We start from the raw sequence: 17,121 nt of genomic DNA, 5'->3' as shown, positions 1-17,121 counted from the left end.
TCAGTCTGACGGGTTGAGGAATGAACGATCGAGCGTCGCGCGATCGAACCGGACGACCCGATCGGCGACTTCGGCGGCCTCTTCGAGATCGCTGACGAAGACGAGCGTGGCGCGTTCGGGCGCGTGTCGCCGCAACGTATCGACGATATCGGCGCGCGCGCCGGCGTCGATGCCCTGGAACGGTTCGTCGAGCAATAGCAGTCGCGCGGGTTCCGCGTGCCAGCGGGCAAGCACGACCTTCTGCTGGTTGCCGCCGGACAGCCGCGCGAGACGATCGTCCGGGCCCGTGCAGCGAATCCCGAAGCGCTCGATCGCGGCAGCCGCCGCCGCGCGTTCGTGCGCGGCGCGCACCGCACCGCCGCCGAACCAGCGCGACAGGAACGGGAAGCTGATCGTGCCCGCGATCGACGCAAACGGCACGCTGTCGGGAAACAGCGACGAGCGCCAGCGGTCCTCGCCGGCGAGGAACACGCCGGCGCGAATCGCGTCGGCGGGCGAACGCGGGCGCCACGGCCGGCCGTCGAGCGTCATCGCACCCTGTGCGGCGCGCACGGCGCCGAAGATCGTGTTCGCGAGGCGCGATTTGCCGGCGCCGACCGGGCCCGCGATCGCGACGATCTCGCCGCGCCGCACGTCGAGATCGAACGGCGTGCTGGCCGGCCTCAACCGGAGCCCGCGCAGGCTCAGGCCCGCGTCGGACGATGCGGCCGGAACCGCGCCCGGCATGCGCGCGGCCGGCAACGGCCGCCCGATCATCGTTTCCACCGCCGCGTCGAAATCGACCGGTGCGGCGAGATCGGCGACGATCCGTCCGTCGCGCACGATCGCGACGCGGTCGGCAATGCGGCGCAGGTCGCCGAGCCGGTGCGACACCAGCAGGATTGCGACGCCGTCGTCACGCAACGCATCGAGCAGCGCGAACAGGCGCTCGGCCTCCGGCGCGGACAGGCTCGCGGTCGGTTCGTCGAGGATCAGCAGGCCCGGCTGCCCGGCAAGCGCACGCGCGAGCGTCACGCGCTGCTGGTCCGCCAGCGAAAGCGACGCGAGCGGGGCCGCCAGGTCGACATCGAGGCCGACGCGCCTGGCGAGCGGCCGTGCGGCATCGCGCCGGGCTGCCGGCGGCACGCGCCACGGCGAGGCCGGATCGCACAACCGGTCGAGCAGCAGGTTGTCGGCGATCGACAGCGTCGGCACGACCGCGTCCGCGACCGACTGATGCACGGTCGCGACGCCGAGTTGCTTGGCCGCGTGCGGCGACGCCGGCCGGTAAGGCGTGCCGTGCAGCGTCAGCGTGCCGCCGTCGTGACGGATCACGCCGCTCAGGATCTTGACGAACGTCGATTTGCCCGCGCCGTTGGCCCCCATCAGCGCGACGACTTCGCCGGCGCCGATCGACAGGTCGACCGATGCGAGCGCGATCGTCGCGTCGAAGCGCTTCGACACGCTGGCGGCGGTCAGGACGGGGGGCGGCGCGACGCGATGCCGTCGCTCAACGCGCGGGTTCGATGAGGTCGTCGTCAATGCAGTGCCGGAAAGATGGGGGGCTCGGCGAGCGGCATCGAGTTCGTCGAATTCGCGATGCCGTACGAGCAACCGAAGCGTGCGACCGGACACGTTGCGCCGGCGCAATTCCGTCTTGGCGGGAACGGCATGTCGCGACTCATCGGCTTCGGCCTCCACGTCGATCCACGTTGAGCATGGCCGCGCGCCGGGCTGGCCCCGACGCCGGACCGGCCAATCTAGCGCGCCGGACGATGCGCCCGCAAACAACGATTTCTGTCATCGATATGACGTGGACGCGAATGCCGGCATTGCCCGTGCAATGCGCGGGCAGCGGCTGCCCTGCCCGGATCGGCCGGCATCTCGTCTGCGCGACGCAACCGCTTGCGCTGAATGTGCCGCGTGACGCCGCCGTTTCCCTCATACGACGGATAGCGCTTCCGACGTGCCGGACCGATGGCGCGGCAAATGGAATCGTGGGGGCGGGTCTGGATCAGGCAGGTGCCGCTCGGCAGCGGCGTAGACCGGAATGTCCGGTGACGATGCAACCGTCTTCCGCCCCGCCCCGGCTCAGGGCACACGCATGCGGACACGCGTCGTCGGGCGCGGCTCCACGGCGCGAGACGACGCGGAAATGCGGGCTGCCGGCTCGACAGCGAGCCGGCAGCCCCGGCCTCCGATGCACCCGCATCGCGCCGATGCGGGTGGGCCGAACTTACTTCCGCTGCGATTGCCGGATCAGGGCGGCCGCCTTTTCGCCAATCATGATGGCCGGCGCATTGGTGTTTCCCGAGACGACGTCCGGCATGATGGACGCGTCGGCAACGCGAAGCCCGCTCACCCCTCGCACGCGCAGTTCCGGATCGACAACGGCATCGGCGCCCACGCCCATCTTGCACGTGCCGGCCATGTGGTGGTAGGTCACGCACGCGCGACGCACGTACTCGCGCAGCGCAGCGGGGTCATTCCCGGCCGGCCCGGGCAAGACCTCCCGTGCCCGCCACGCGTCGAAGGCAGGCTGGTTGCCGATATCGCGACAGATCTGGACGGCTTGCGCCAGGCGGTCGAGATCCGATTTCTCGGAAAGATATCGCGGATCGAGCAGCGGCGCGGCGGCGGGATCGTTCGACGCGAGACGAATCTCGCCACGGCTCGCCGGACGAATGAGGCCCGCGCACAGCGTCCACGCATTTGCCGGACCGTCGAAGCCCGGCGCATAGTACGGGATATGCATGAAGAGCGGCTGCAAGTCCGGACCGATGCGACGATCGTCGCTGCGACAGAACAACTGCGACTCGAGTATGTTGTTTCGCGGCGCGGGAATCGGCCTGGACGCCTCGAAGATCACGCTGCAAAGCAGGTGGTCCTGAAGGTTTTTCCCGACGCCCGGCAGGTGATGCGTTGCCCTGATCCCGACGCGGGCGAGTTCGTCCGCCGGGCCGATACCTGAAAGCAGCAGCAGTTGCGGGCTGGCGATCGCGCCGCCGCTGACGATCACTTCGCTTTCGGCCATTGCATCGACGACCGACGCTCCTTCGCGATAGCGAACGCCGACGCATCGATCGCCCGCGAGCACCAGCTTTTCGACGCGTGCGCCGGTCTTGACCGTCAGGTTTGCGCGATCGCGCGCGGGTTGCAGAAACGCTCGCGCAGTCGATTGGCGCACGCCGTCCTTGATCGTGAGATCGCAGTAGCCGACGCCATCGATGGCTTCTCCGTTGCAATCGTCGTTGCGCGCAAAGCCTGCCTGCACCGCCGCCTCGATCGCGGCTTCGCAAATCGGATGCGGATCGCGATTGCGCGACACGTGCAGCGGACCGCCGACACCGTGATACCGATTTTCGCCCCCCTCGAAATCTTCCGATCGACGGAAATACGGCAGCACGGAGTCGTAGTCCCACCCGAGGCAACCCTGGTAGGCCCAGGCATCGTAGTCGCTCTTGTGTCCGCGAACGTAAATCATGCCGTTGAGTGCGCTGGACCCGCCGAGCGTGCGCCCGCGCGGCCAGTAATGCGACCGCCCCGCGGTATGCGCCTGCGGCACCGTGTGGTACGCGTAGTCCACCGGCGTATTCCACAGGGACGGCCAACCGCTCGGCGCCGCGATATTGGGATCCTCGTCTCGCGGCCCGGTTTCCAGGAGCAGCACGCGAACGCGTGCATCCTCGCTCAATCGCGCGGCAATCACACAACCGGCGGAACCTGCGCCAACAACGATGTAGTCGTATGCATCCATGGTTTTTAATCCTTGTTCGAAGGTGTTGACGATCGACGTGCGGCGGCTCGATCAGAAGAAATGCGCAACGCGGAGATTGAAGCGCTGCGTCTCGAGCGGACCGTTTTCAGTGGAGGTCTGGCGGCCGAAGAGCGCGATGACCTGCCAGGTTTTCGTGGGGAACCATCCTGCTCCGACGAGGAAGCTGGGCGTCGATTGCCGGTTGGCCTGAGACACGCCCGCGATTGTCTGGTTGCCGCCGAAGACGTACGATCCCCCCAACCGCAGGTCAAAGCTGCTCGTGAGCTGGTAGCGCAACCAGCCCTGCGCCTGGAACAGCGGAGACTCCGTCAGAGTCGCACCGGTCACGCCATAGTTGTGGTTCGGCGTGAATGCCGTGGCGTCCGCGGCAAGGTCGAGCATCACCTTGGGCGCAACGGGCGTGATGAAGCCGGCCTGCAGCGCGAATTTCCAGCGGTTCTCGCCGAGATTGATTTCGCGATTGTGATCGTAGCTGCCCGTCGGCGCGTAGATGAACGGCGTGATGCCCAGGTAGGTATTCGACTCGGGATGGTTGACGACCCAGACGGTCGAAGCAAAGATCACATCTCCCGTCCCCGTGTTGTTGCCGAGGCCCGACATCTGGTTCGTCCCGCCGACATGGCCGAACGGAATCAGCACCTGGTAGTTGACGATGAATCCGTCGATCGACGTGTAGTGGACGAAACGCGCAATGCCGATATCCTGGGTGATATCCCCGCCGGCCACCCGCGAACCGTTCGCGTAGATCCGGGTATCTTCCGCGTGCTGATAGTACATTCCGGCGAAGTTCGCGCCGGCGGGCAGCGGGGTGTAGTCGCCGGCATCGACACTGATCGCCGAGGCCAGTGTCGGGCAACAAGCTACCGCCATCGCGAGCGCAGCCATCTTCAAGACGCGCGGCCGGCGGGATGAACCGGTCACGCGTAATTTTCGGTCGGCTGCATGATTACTCTTCATGATCGTCTCCTGAACTATCGTCAACCACTTGATGTTGTCGTGACGATTAGTTTAGGAATTCAAATCATTCGACTTCGTACACCGGGTGCAGACGTTACGTCGCCGAGTGCAAATTGCGTCGTGGCGCATGGATATGACACGACACCTCGGGAAGAAGCATGCGCTACCCGGAGTACGATTCATTCCGGCTGGCGAGACGATACGCGCCGGGGCTGCAGCCGAATCTCGCCTTGAACAGCCGACCGAAATGCGTCATGTCGGAAAAACCGCACATCATTGCCAGTTCCAGCAGGTTGCGGTTCGTATCGGACGGATCCTCGAGTGCGCGCTTGCCGGCCTGCAGCCGATATTCCTGGATCAGCCCGTGCGGCGTCTGGCCCGTCGCGGAAAGCGCGCCGTAGAGCGTACGCCGCGATACATTCAACGCATGCGCAAGCCTGTCCGGCGTCAGGTCGGGATCGCTGTAGTGTCGCGCGAGGAAGATTTCCGCGTTCATGCGCAGCGACGCGCTTCGCGCGGCGGCTTTGTCGAGACAGCCGCTGGCCTCGCGGCGCACCACCGAATCGAGCAGCATCAACGTCGACTGCTCGAAACCGAACAGGCTTTCCGGATCGTCGGGAACCCGCCCGTCCATCAGGTACTGAATGGCCTGCAGGGCAAGATGAGCATTGCCGACCGTCCGGTACACCCGCGCGTCCGCACGATCGACGAACCACCGCCACATGGTGCTGCTTCTTGGCGGCATGAGCGCGGCAACGAACCGCGACGCATCCGCGCATTCGATCGAATACGCCTGAGTCGCATCGTAGACAGCCCACTCTCCGGGATTGACGGTCGACGTCTTGTTTCTTTGGGTGATGCGGCTTTGTCCGGCAATCTGGAACAGGATCTTGTAGCAGTCGCAATCCGTCCGCTCCGCCAGCACGCGATCCCGGTCCACCCTGATCGACGAGGTATCGACATCCGCGACGCGGATTCCCCCCGACGCCGCAAAGCGCACCGACATCCGGAAGAGTGGGCCGGTATCCCGCAGCAGCAGCGGCAGAAAGTTTTCCGTAATGAGGTCGCGGAGGTTTGTATCGCTGCTGCTCGTGCCAACGACGATTTCATGTGTCATAGCCGGTGAAGAAAGATCTGCTGCCATGTTGACCGCCCCGGGTACCTGGACGACGCGTCGCGCTTCTCCGGATATCGCCGGCAATCCGGACTGGAAACGGCGCGGCGACGCAACCCGACGAAACGCTCATCGAAAATGGCGCTTCGTCGGAAATATCCGGAAATTGAATCGCGAATTTCAGAAATTACAAAATTGAATAAGCATTACCAACCATTTGTTTTTAATGTGCGGCGGCAGTTGGAACCCCCTCTCGCGCACCATTTCAAACTGACTCTCCCTCTCTATTTCAGATGCGCAGCACATTCTTTAATTGACCGAATGGTCGGTCAATGCTGGTTTTTACCAGTGCATCATGCTTTCCCGATTTACGCGAACATTACGGCGTGGCGCAATCAACGGGAGCCGTCACGATATGCACGCTGAAGCCAAACATATGCACGGAGCGTCGATCGCCGCGCGAAACGTGAATCCGGAATCGAACCCGGTCGGCGCGTAGCTTGCCGCATATCGCCCCCCCGCTCGGCCCGTCTGCTTCCGGGCAGTCGATCGAGACCGAACCGGAATGCGTGCCCGTCGCGAATGAAAATTTCCGGCTTGCGTACGATTTCCGCTTGTATTAATTTGAAGGCTTCCGGGTACCGCTGAATCCACCCTCCCCTGCATCGTTCGGTATAAACGACGCGGATGGCGAGGTGCATCGTGAATGCGAGCCGGTTTGCGTGGTTTCTCCTCGGACTGAGCGTGATTGCCGAAGTGCTCGGCACCATCGGGCTCAAGTTCTCGTCCGGCTTCACCCGCCTCTTCCCGTCGCTCGTCGCCGCCGCCTGCTATGCCGGCGCCGTCTGGCTCATGTCCATCGCAACGTTGCACGTCGAGGTCGGCCTCGCCTACGCGGTCTGGGCCGGCGCGAGTACGGCCGCCACTGCCGGGCTCGGGATCCTGTTCTTCGGCGAGTCGCTTTCGGCGCTCAAGCTTTGCGGCCTCGCGATGGCCGCGGGGAGCCTCGTCCTGCTGAATCTCGGCGACGGTCCGTCCTGATGCGATCGCGTTTCGTTTTTCAACCGATCGTCGACGCACCCGTACCGGATATCCATTCAAGCCGCGATGACCGATGGCCATCGCTTTCAAATTCCACCAGGAGACTCGACATGAAATCGGAGAACACCTGGGCGTGCGCGCTGGTCTGCGTGACCGTACTCTGGGGCTGGTCGTTCGTCGCGATCCATGAATCCCTCGCGGCCGTCAGCGCATCGGCATTCAATGCGTATCGCTTCCTGATCGGCGCCGCGGCGATGTTCGTCGTGCTGATGCGCCGCTGGCGACACGTCGAGTGGCGCGCCGCGCGGCGAGGGATCCTGCCCGGCGTCGTCCTGTTCGGCGCATTCGCGTTCCAGACCGCCGGGATCGCCCGCACGACCGCGTCGAACGCAAGCTTCATCACGGGGCTCGCCGTCATCTTCGCGCCGGTGTTCGGCTTCTGGATGCTCCGGCTCCGGCCGAGCCGGCAGCAGATGGCCGGCGCGGCGATCGCCGCCGTCGGGCTTGCCATGCTGACGATCCAGGATCTGGCGATCCACGTCGGCGATGCGCTCGTCCTCGGGTGCGCGGTCTTCACGGCGCTGCACATCGTCGTTCTGTCGAAGCGCAGCAAGGGGGCGGACGTCGAGCTGCTCGCGTTCGTTCAGGTGCTGGTGGTCGGCGTCCTGTCGCTGCTCTGGTCGCTGGCCTTTCGCGAGTTCTCCGTGCCCGCCGCCGCGCAGCCCGTCTGGACGGCCGTCATCGTCGGGATCGGGGGAACGGCGATCGGCTACTTCGTGCAGACCCGCGCGCAGGTCGAATCCGCGCCCGGCCGGATCGCGCTGATTCTCGTGCTCGAGCCGGTATTCGGCGGGCTCTTCGGCTACGTCCTCGGCGGCGACCGCCTGAGCCCGGTGAACTTCGCCGGTGCGGCGCTGATCGTCGTCGCGATGATCGTCACCGAATACCGGCCCCGCCTGCGCGCCGCCACGCATTGAGGCGGCCGCAAGACGCACTGTCCGGGTGGAGAAAATCGGCCGCGCACGATCCTGCCCGCGACGTGTGCCGCTTTGCGCGAATCAGTCGAATCAGTCGAATCGGCACGGCATCCGGACGGCGGGGCGACGCGCCACATCGCACCCTGCCGCGGCGCACGACGCGTTCACGAGTCGAGCGTGGTCATGCCCGACTGCAGGTAGTTCTGGATACCGACCTTCTGAATCAGTTCGAGCTGCGTTTCCAGCCAGTCGATGTGCGCCTCGGTATCGTCGAGGATGTTCTCGAGAATTTCGCGCGACACGTAATCCTGCACCGACTCGCAGTACGCGATCCCTTCCTTGCAGGTTGCCTGTGCCACCCGCTCGAGCTTCAGGTCGCATTCGAGAATCTCTTCCGTGTGTTCGCCGACGAGAAGCTTGTGCAGGTCCTGGAGATTCGGCAACCCGTCGAGCATGAAGATGCGCTCGATGAGCGCGTCCGCATGTTTCATCTCGCCGATCGATTCCTCATATTCATGCTTGCCCAGCTTGTCGAGCTGCCAATGGCGATACATGCGGGCGTGCAGGAAATACTGGTTGATCGCCGTGAGCTCGTTCTTGAGTTGCGCGTTCAGATATTCGATGACCTTCTTGTCGCCTTTCATCGCAGTTCTCCCGATCAACCCGTGCATGCGCACGACACTTCCAGAGCCTACAATAGTCGACGCCCGGTTCATCCGCAAACGACTTCTACGCGAAGCCGGCCGCTTCGCGGCGCACGACGATCCGATCCCGAAAAACGCGCGAAGCGGTCGCCCGAATCGTCGTGTAGTACGAATGATTTCGATTCCCGTTTCACACTCCCGATGACTGCCGTGGCCGCGCCCGTTCGTCGCGCGCGTGTCGCGCTCACACGCGATCGGGCCGGCCGCCGGCTTCATGCAGCCGGATTCTGCGCACGCTGACGAACGCCGCGCCCCACACCGGCACCGCCAGCCCCCACGCGCAGGCGAACGCCGCACCGTAACCGAGCGTCGCCACGGCCATGCCGATCGCACCGGTGGCCACCGCGCTCCCTACGCTCTCGCAACACTGCATCGCGGTGAAATCCGCGCCGGGGCGCGCCGGCGACGCCCAGTTCATCAGCGTTGCCCAGATCGCCACATACATCGCGCCTTCGAACAGCGACTGCACGGCGAACGCAACATGGCAATGCAGCAGCGAGAACATGCCGCGCGTCTCGAGCATCCACGCCGCGCCGAGCGATACGCCGGCGCCGACGATCCCGACCTTCACCGCGCGCCGACACCCTAGGCGGCGCACGAGCGGCATGCCGAGCGCGACCGCGCCAAGCGCGACGCAGCAGAGGTTACTCATCTGCAGTCTCCCGATCTCGTCGAGCGACAGGCCGCGATCGATCAGCCAGGGCTGGACGAGCGTCGATGTGGCCGTGCTGGCGAGCTTGAAGGTGCTCGCGAGCAACATGGCCCAGCCGAAGTCGCGGCCGCTCACGACATCGCGCAGCCTCACGCGCGGCGCGGCCGGGCCGGCGTCGGCGATGCCGCGCTTCGCGAAACCGGTATCGACGAACAGCAGCGGCAGGTCGATCAGCGCCATCGCGATCGCGAACGCCGTCATCGCGAACGTCCAGCCCGCCTGTGCGCTCAACACGAGCAGCCCGCCTCCGCCCGCCAGCATGCCGACGATGAAGCCGGCGACCTGGATCGCGTTCGCCGCGCCGGCCGCCCGCCCCTGCATCGTGCGCACCGCATACGCATTGGTGACGATGTCCTGCGTCGCGCAGAGCGCGTTCATCAGCACGACGAGCGTCAGCGACGCCGGCAGCGACACGGCCGGCGGAAACGGCACGAGCGCGGCGCAGACCGCGACAATCATGATCTGCGTGGTCCAGAGCACGCGCGGCAGGCCATGGCGTTCGCATGCGTTGTCGATGGCGGGCGCCCAGAGAAACTTGAGCGCCCACGGCACGAACGCCAGCCCGGTATAGCCGACGGCGGCCGCATCGTGGCCGCCCGCGCGGATCAGCACGGCCAGCGCGTGGTAAGCGAGCCCGATCGGCAGACCCTGCGCGACGTACATCAGCGCGAGCGCCAGATAATCGGCGCGTCGCGCGGTGTCGTTCGCCCGGCCGGCATCCACCCGGGCATCGGCAGCGGCGGCAATGGTATCGAGATCGGCTCGCATGTCAGAAATCCATCCCGACCCGCACGCCGACGACGCGCGGGTTGCCCGCGACGACGATGCCGTTCGCCAGCGCCCGCGTGACGTAATGCGCGTTCGCGAGGTTCTGGCCGTACACCCCGATGTTGTAGCGCCGCACGCGATAGGTCGCATGCGCATCGACGAGCACATAGGGGGCGTTGCCGAGCGTGCTGGTCGGCGCGAGATTCGTCGCGCCCTGCCGTACCGCGTTGACGCCGAGATCCCAGTGTCCGTCCGGCCGCCAGGTCGCGCCGAGGCCGACGCTCTGGCGCGGCGTGCTGGCGAACTGCCGGCCCGAGTAGTCGACGCCGCCCGCCGTGTAGTCGTCGTATTTCGCGTCGACGAGGCCGACGAACGCGCTGAGCTCGACCTGCCGCACGGGCCGCCAGCGACCCGACAGTTCGGCGCCGCGCGTATGCGAGCGCCGCGCATTCGACGTGACGGTCTGGCCGCTCAGGCTCGAGGTGACCTGCTGGTCGTGCATGAATGCATCGAACAGCGTCGCGCCGAGTTCCCACGCGTCGTCCGCGCCGCGCAGCCGGTAGCCGAGCTCGATGTAGTCGGAGGTGGCGGCGGCGTACGGCTGGCTCGCGTTGGCAGCCGAGGTCGCATAGGTGTTGAAGCCCGGCGCCAGATAGCCGCGCGCCAGCGTGAGCCAGCCGTAGTGCTGCGCGTTCGGCTCGAACTCGAGCGTCAGGCGCGGCAGCGCGGCGACGTGGTTGACGCTTGCGCCGTCGACGGTCGATACGCTGCCGAACGGCATGTCCGGCACCCCGTCGCCGTCGCTGTCGAACAGGCCGCCCTGCGTACTGCGCCAGTCGAGCGTCTGCCGGTCGTACTGAACCCGCAGCCCCGCCGCGATCCGCCACGCGGGCGCGATTCGCCAGCCCGCCTCGCCGTAGGTCGCCACGCTGTTGCCGCGCAGCGTCGCCGCGGTGCTGCTCAGATAGGCCGCGCCCATGTCGAACAGATAGGGCGCGTCGCGTCGCGTGAATTGTTCGGCCACGCCGACCGCCCAGTCGAAGCGGCCTTGCTTGCCGCTCAGCCTGGCGTCGCCGCCGAGCTGGCGCGTGACCATGTCGTAGCCGTTGCGCGCGCCGAACAGCGACACCGGCAGCCAGTAGTCCCACTGCATGCGGCTCGCGCCGAGCGTGACGGCCAGCCGGGTGCCGTTGCCGAACGTGCGGTCGTAGCTGGCGGACAGCAGCGTGTATTCGACGTCGTTCGTCCCCGTGTCGGTCGCGTTCGACTGATGTCGGCTCGCGAGGTCGGGCGACGTGAAGTAGTCGTTGCCGCCGCGCGACTTGCTCGTGTAAAGGCCGAAGCGCCAGACCCCGTCGGCCTCGTCGCGATGCAGCAGCTTCAGGTGCGCGAAGGTGCTGTTCCAGCCGGCGGTGTTGTCGCGGTTCAGCGTCGTGTTCTCCGTATAGCCGTTGCCGTGCTCGGCGCCGGCCGCGATGCGCAGCGCGGTCCGGTCGGTCAGCGGGATGTCGCCGCCGACGGTCGTGCGCGCGCGTCCGTACGACGAATAGTCGAGCGTGACGCTGGCGGCGGGCGCAGGGCCGGGGTCGCGCGACCGCAGGTTCACGAGGCCGCCGAACGCGTTCTGCGCGTACAGCGACTGCGGCCCGCGCAGTACCTGCACCTGCTCGACGTCGAACAGTTGCCCCACCGCGAGCCCGAACAACGGCACGCCGTCGACGAGCACCGGGATCGCCGTGCTGTCCGATTCGTCGGCGTCGACGCCGAGCCCGCGAATCGTCATGATCGGCGTGGTCTGCGTATAGCTCGTCATGTAGACGTTCGGCAAGCGCTCGGCGATCTGCCCGAGCGTATCGAGATGGCCGGCCTCGAGCGCATCGCCGTCCAGCGTGGAAACGCTTGCCGGCAACGTGAAGCCCGCCTGCTCGCCGGCGGGCCCGCCGCGGCTGCCGCGCACGGTCACGACGGGCAGCGTCGCCGCCGCATCGCTCGCGCCGCCGGCGGGCGCAGCCTGCGCACGCACGGATGGCGTGGCCGCGGCACACACGAACCCGGTGCAGGCGAGGCAAAGCGGCAGCCCGCGCCACGCAACGCGCACGGAAGCGCGGCGACGGCGGGCACGGAAAGCGCGGGAAAACAGGACGTCTGGCATGGCACGATGGCGGAAGGAGAAAGACGTAAATAGTAATTATTCTCATTTTCCGCACTACCCCGATCCGGTCGCCATTCCCCGAAATTGAACTATTTGGCGCAGCGCTGCAGATCGTGAACGATGCCCTTCGCGGGCGAATCGGGCGTGCGCCGACCCGGCTTGTCAATAAGAATGATTCTTATTATGATCATCCGCTGCTGTCGTCCCGCGAGTCGAACGCCCTGGCGCACGGGCGCGGTCGCGGCAAACGACAGTCCACGCAGACGGGGAGCATCAAGATGCATACGCTGAAATCGGGGGATTTCTTCAACGCCGGGGCCGCCCGCGCTGCAGCGCCGGCAGGCATTCACGTGAGGACGGTCGACCTCCAGCCGGGGCTGGCCGTGTCGTGGGTCGCGTTCGACACGGCGCAATCGCTCGACGCGCTGACCGAGGAAGACGGCGCGCAGATCCACTTCAGCAGCCTGCTCGGCGGCAAGACCCGCGTGGCGTATGACGACCGCCAGCTCGACCTCGATCCGGACGTCGCGCTGGCCGCCTATTCGCCCGGCAAGCGGTTCCGGCTCGAATGCACGGCCGACTGCAGCAACATCGAATTGCGCATCGCGCGCCCGTTGCTCACGCAACTGGCCGGCGAGGATGCCGCGCAGCTCGACATCGTCTCCGCGCGGCAGTTCGCGCTGCGGCGCAATCGCAACACGCTGCGGATCCGCGAGGCGGCAACCCGGCTCGGGCGCCTGCTGTCGGAAGCGCACGCGTCGCCGCTGCTGGTGCACGCGGCCGCGCTCGAGTTCCTCGCATGGCACCTGCAGACGATGCAGCCGGAAACGCGCGAGGCCATCGCGCCGCGCGAGCGGCGGCAGCTCGTCGCCGCTCGCGACCGGCTGCTCAGCGATCTCAGCAATCCGCCGACCATCGAGCAGCTCGCGCGCGAGACCGGCCTGAACCAGCTCAAGATCAAGCGCGGCTTCAAGGCGATGTTCGGCACCAGCGTCTACGCGCTGTTCCAGCGCGAGCGCATGGAACGGGCGCTGCATCTGCTGCAGCGCCACAGCGTTACCGAAACCGCCTCGATGCTCGGCTACAGCAACCTGAGCCACTTCAGCACCGCGTTCCGCAAGCAGTTCGGCATGCTGCCGCGCGAATCGCGTCGGCACGTGCTGGGCTGACCCACCCGCGTCCGCGCCGCGTCGCATGCGGCGCAGGCCTCGCGCGGCACACTTCCTTCGTCAGTCCCGTGCCGGCCGCGCCGCCTCCAGCGTCGGCGCGTCCGCGTCGGACGGCCCGGCTCCCGCCGGCTGCTGTTCCCGCCAGAGCCGGGCATAAAGCCCGTCCCGTTCGAGCAGCGACGCATGCGTGCCGCGTTCGCCTATCCGGCCCGCGTCGAGCACGACGATCTGGTCGGCATGACGGATCGTCTGCAGCCGGTGCGCGATCACGATCACCGTGCGGCCCGCGACGAGCCGCGACAACGCCTGCTGGATCTCGTGCTGCGACTGCGGATCGACGGAAGCGGTCGCTTCGTCGAGCAACAGCACCGGCGCGTCCTTCAGCAGCGCCCGTGCGATCGACAGCCGCTGGCGTTCGCCGCCCGACAGTTGCTGGCCGTTCTCGCCGATGCGCGTCTCGTAGCCGTCGGGCAGGCGCGCGACGAACGCATCGCACGAAGCCGCGCGGCAAGCGGCGATCACCTCGGCATCGCTCGCGCCGGGGCGGCCGATCCGCACGTTGTCGAGCACGCTGGCCTGGAACAGTTGCACCTCCTGGAACACGAAGCCAAGCTCGCGATAAAGCGCGTCGCTGCGCCATTCGCGCAGGTCGATGCCGCCGAGCGTGATGCTGCCCGACTGCGGATCGTGAAACCGCGCGAGCAAATCCAGCGTCGTGCTCTTGCCGGCGCCCGACGGGCCGACGATCGCCGTCACGCTGTGTTCGGCCACCTCGAACGACAGGTCGTGCAATACGCGCGTCGCGCCATAGCCGAAACAGACGTCGCGATACGCGATCGCATGATGCGGCGGCGCCTCGGTGCGCGCGCCCTCTTCCAGCGCCGGGGTCGCGTGCAGCACATGCAGCCGGCCTTCGCTCTGCACGAGCGCGCGCAGTTCGACCAGGCAAGCGGCCGCGTCCAGCAGCGGATCGACGACCTTCCATGCCGTCAGTACGAACAGCAGCCAGACGGACGGTGTCAGCATGGCGCGATCGATCAGCACGGTCGCCACGGCCAGCATCGCCAGCACGCCGCATTCGAGCAGCAGCCGGTACACCTGCACGGAACCGCCGCCCCACGCTTCCGCGCCGAGACTCGCCGCGCGCAACCGCGCGAAACGATCGTCGAGGCGCGCCATCCAGTCGGCGGTGCGATTGAACAGCCGCAGCGTACGCAGCCCGCCTACGTACTCGACGATCAGCCCGCTCGTTTCCAGCCCGAGCCCCTGCTTGCGCGCGCCGTGCGCCAGAAAGAAGCGGTTCGCCGCGTTCAGCGCGGCGATCGCAAGCGGCAGCGTCGCGAGCAATGCGACGGTCAGCCGCCAGTCGACGAGCGCGAGCCCGATTGCGAACAGCAGCGGCACCGACGCCGACGCGATCAGCTCGGCCGCCAGATGGGTGAAGACGTCCTCCATACGCTTGACGTCGTCGGTGACGACCGCCGCGAGCCGGCCGATCCGCTGCTGCCCGAATACGCCGAGCGGAAGGCGGCGCAGGTGATCGACGAGCCGGCCGCGATAGGCGATCGTCAGCGCATAGCTGCCGAGGAATCCCGACATCTGGCCGAGCCACGAGAACAGCATCTGCCCGGCCAGCAGCAACGCGAGCCCGCCGAGCGGCACGGCCCAGACGCGCGCACCCGCGCCGAGGCCGGGACCGAACGGTGGCATCTGCGCGAGCCAGTACCAGCCGAGGAAGAACGGCGCGATCGCGAACCCGCGCTCGACGATACGCAGCGCGAAGCTCGTCGCGATCAGCGCCGGCGAGTGGCCGCTCGCGCGGATCATGCGGCGGCTTGCGTCGATGAAGTCAGCCATGCGCGCGCTCCGGCAGGGTTGCATGCACGCGCGCCGGTGCCGCGTTCGGTGCCGCACGCGTGCCGAGCGTCCACGCGTCGTCGTGCGATTGCGCATCCCACATGCGCCTGTAGCACGCGCAGTCGCGCAACAGCATGCCGTGCTCGCCGGCGCCCGCAACGCGGCCGGCGTCGAGCACGACGATGTGCGCCGCGTCGCGGATCGTGTAGAGACGATGGGCGATCACGATCAGCGTCTTGCCCGGGCAGCCGTCGCGCAGTGCGTCGAGGAAGCGTCGCTCGGTGCGGCTGTCGGCGAACGCCGTGCTCTCGTCGAGCACGAGCACCGGCGTGTCGGCCAGCAACGCCCGCGCGACGGCAAGCCGCTGGCGCTCGCCGCCCGACAGCCGCGCGCCGGCCTCGCCGAGATCGGTATGCCAGCCGTCGGGCAGCGCATCCACCAGCGCGTCGAGCTGGGCGATGCGCAGCGCGCGACGCGCATCGGCGTCGCTTGCGTCGGGGCGGCCGAGCCGCAGGTTGTCGAGCAGGCTGCCGCGAAACAGGAACGTGTCCTGCGAAACCACCGCGATCGCGGCCGCGCGCTGCGCATCGCCGAGCGACGAAAGCGGCACGCCGCCGATCCGGATCGCGCCGCCCTCCGGTTCGACGAGCCCGCCAAGCAGGCTCGCAACCGTCGACTTGCCCGCGCCCGACGGCCCGACGAGCGCCGTCATGCACCCGGCCGGCGCGTCGAACGAGAGATCGTGCAGCACCGGCGCGGCGCCGTAGCCGAATCGCACCCGCTCGAACGCGACCGCATGGCCGGGCACCGCGACAGCCGCGCGCGCGACGGGCTCGCGCAGCGCGAGCAGCGGCTGCATGCGCGCGACGCAGGCCAGGATCTCGCGCATCTCGTGCTGCACGCGCATCAGCTTGAACAGCGGCCTGAGCATGCCGCTGCCGAGCACGAGGGCGAGCAACAGGCCCGCGATGCCGATCTCGCCGCGCGCGGCCAGCCAGAGCCCGAGCGGCAGCAGCAGGACGAGGTTCGCGTTCAGCAGCACCATGAACACCGACCAGCCCGGCACGGTGCGCCGCGTCACGCGCCGCACGAGATCGTGATAGCGCCCGAGCCCCTCGCGCATCCGTGCGAACGAATGCGCATCCTGGCGGTAGGTTTTCATCACGCGCATGCCGCGCAGGTATTCGACCGACGCGCCGTTGAGATCGGCGACCGCGCGCTGGTAGTCGGCCATCAACGGCCCGAACCCGCGCATCGCGATCGCCTGGAACAGGATCGCAAGCGGCAGCGTCGCGACCGCCGCCGCCGCGAGCCGCCAGTCGATCGCGAGCAGCACGACGAACACGAGCGCCGGCGCGACGGTCGCGGCCGTCACCTCGACGAGATGGTGTGCGATGAACTGCTCGATGCGCCCGACATCCTGCATCAGGAGCTTGCCCAGCGCGCCCGATTCGTGACGCTGCAGCCAGACGAGCGGCGCGATCGCGAGCTGGCGCGCCAGACGCTGCCGCGTATCCATCAGGACGCGATAGGCGGCGCGGTGGCTCAGGTAGTAGGCGAATGAATGGAGCAGGTACTTGCCGAGCAGCGCGAGCGCGAAGCCGCCCAGCAGCGGCAGCCATGCGCCGCGTTCGCCGTCGAACAGCCGAACCGCCGATTCGCAGAGCAATGCACAAGGCACGAGGTCCAGCCCCGCCGCGCAGACGGCCAGCGCCATCGCCGCGACCAGGCTCGCCCGATGCCCGCGCAGCAAGCCCAGCAGCGTCGGCCACGGGCCGTCGTCACGTTCACGTGTCATCGGATCCCTCCACCGGATCTCGCGGACTGCCGTCGACGCCGCGCCATCGCGACTGCCTCGCCTTCCGCGTTCCGAAGGTTCTCCGCAACACCCGCTGCCCGCTACCCGAATCGGT

12 protein-coding genes are annotated in these 17,121 nt (G+C 67.4%); 3 read left to right on the top strand and 9 right to left on the bottom strand.

Annotation, left to right across the window (positions count from 1 at the left end; translation table 11 throughout):
- The 4 genes from GQ57_RS19880 to GQ57_RS19865 form a co-directional block, all read right to left on the bottom strand.
- Entirely contained in the window at positions 1-1,521 is a 1,521-nt protein-coding gene (locus tag GQ57_RS19880) for a sugar ABC transporter ATP-binding protein (protein WP_052001410.1), read from the bottom strand.
- Positions 1,522-2,215: 694 nt separating this feature from the next.
- A complete protein-coding gene (locus GQ57_RS19875; protein WP_031397683.1) occupies positions 2,216-3,736 on the bottom strand; it encodes a GMC family oxidoreductase in 1,521 nt (506 codons plus the stop codon).
- Positions 3,737-3,787: 51 nt separating this feature from the next.
- Positions 3,788-4,714, bottom strand: coding sequence for a transporter (locus tag GQ57_RS19870; RefSeq protein WP_034198815.1), 927 nt, complete (start codon positions 4,712-4,714; stop codon positions 3,788-3,790).
- Between the two features lie 163 nt (positions 4,715-4,877).
- Positions 4,878-5,858, bottom strand: coding sequence for an AraC family transcriptional regulator (locus GQ57_RS19865; protein ID WP_235212633.1), 981 nt, complete (start codon positions 5,856-5,858; stop codon positions 4,878-4,880).
- Positions 5,859-6,515: 657 nt separating this feature from the next.
- On the opposite strand from GQ57_RS19865, the gene GQ57_RS19860 reads away from it, so the two are divergent.
- Positions 6,516-6,869 carry a DMT family transporter gene (locus GQ57_RS19860; protein WP_063934587.1) on the top strand — a complete coding sequence of 118 codons (354 nt, stop codon included), beginning with the start codon at positions 6,516-6,518 and terminating at the stop codon, positions 6,867-6,869.
- A gap of 110 nt (positions 6,870-6,979) precedes the next feature.
- Positions 6,980-7,846, top strand: a complete 867-nt coding sequence (locus GQ57_RS19855) for a DMT family transporter (RefSeq protein ID WP_034198814.1) — start codon at positions 6,980-6,982, stop codon at positions 7,844-7,846.
- 164 nt (positions 7,847-8,010) lie between these two features.
- Here GQ57_RS19855 and bfr read toward each other — a convergent pair whose 3' ends face one another.
- The 3 genes from bfr to GQ57_RS19840 form a co-directional block, all read right to left on the bottom strand.
- Entirely contained in the window at positions 8,011-8,490 is a 480-nt protein-coding gene (gene bfr / locus GQ57_RS19850) for a bacterioferritin (protein ID WP_031397678.1), read from the bottom strand.
- 244 nt (positions 8,491-8,734) lie between these two features.
- Entirely contained in the window at positions 8,735-10,030 is a 1,296-nt protein-coding gene (locus GQ57_RS19845) for an MFS transporter (RefSeq protein ID WP_052001409.1), read from the bottom strand.
- Between the two features lies 1 nt (position 10,031).
- On the bottom strand, positions 10,032-12,053 hold the full coding sequence (locus tag GQ57_RS19840) for a TonB-dependent receptor (RefSeq protein ID WP_052001408.1): 2,022 nt from the start codon (positions 12,051-12,053) through the stop codon (positions 10,032-10,034).
- 407 nt (positions 12,054-12,460) lie between these two features.
- Between GQ57_RS19840 and GQ57_RS19835 the strand changes: the two genes are divergently transcribed.
- Positions 12,461-13,351 carry an AraC family transcriptional regulator gene (locus GQ57_RS19835; RefSeq protein ID WP_031397675.1) on the top strand — a complete coding sequence of 297 codons (891 nt, stop codon included), beginning with the start codon at positions 12,461-12,463 and terminating at the stop codon, positions 13,349-13,351.
- Positions 13,352-13,411: 60 nt separating this feature from the next.
- On the opposite strand, the gene GQ57_RS19830 is transcribed toward GQ57_RS19835, so the two are convergent.
- A complete protein-coding gene (locus GQ57_RS19830) occupies positions 13,412-15,208 on the bottom strand; it encodes an ABC transporter ATP-binding protein (RefSeq protein ID WP_052001407.1) in 1,797 nt (598 codons plus the stop codon).
- Positions 15,201-17,006, bottom strand: a complete 1,806-nt coding sequence (locus GQ57_RS19825) for an ABC transporter ATP-binding protein (RefSeq protein ID WP_063934586.1) — start codon at positions 17,004-17,006, stop codon at positions 15,201-15,203. Before GQ57_RS19825 ends, GQ57_RS19830 begins: the two co-directional genes overlap by 8 nt.
- Positions 17,007-17,121 lie beyond the last annotated feature (115 nt).

It is taken from the genome of Burkholderia sp. MSh2 (assembly GCF_000731655.1).
Classification (GTDB): Bacteria; Pseudomonadota; Gammaproteobacteria; order Burkholderiales; family Burkholderiaceae; genus Burkholderia; species Burkholderia paludis.
Note: the sequence above shows the minus strand (reverse complement) of the source record. Positions and strands in the feature narration are given on the sequence as shown.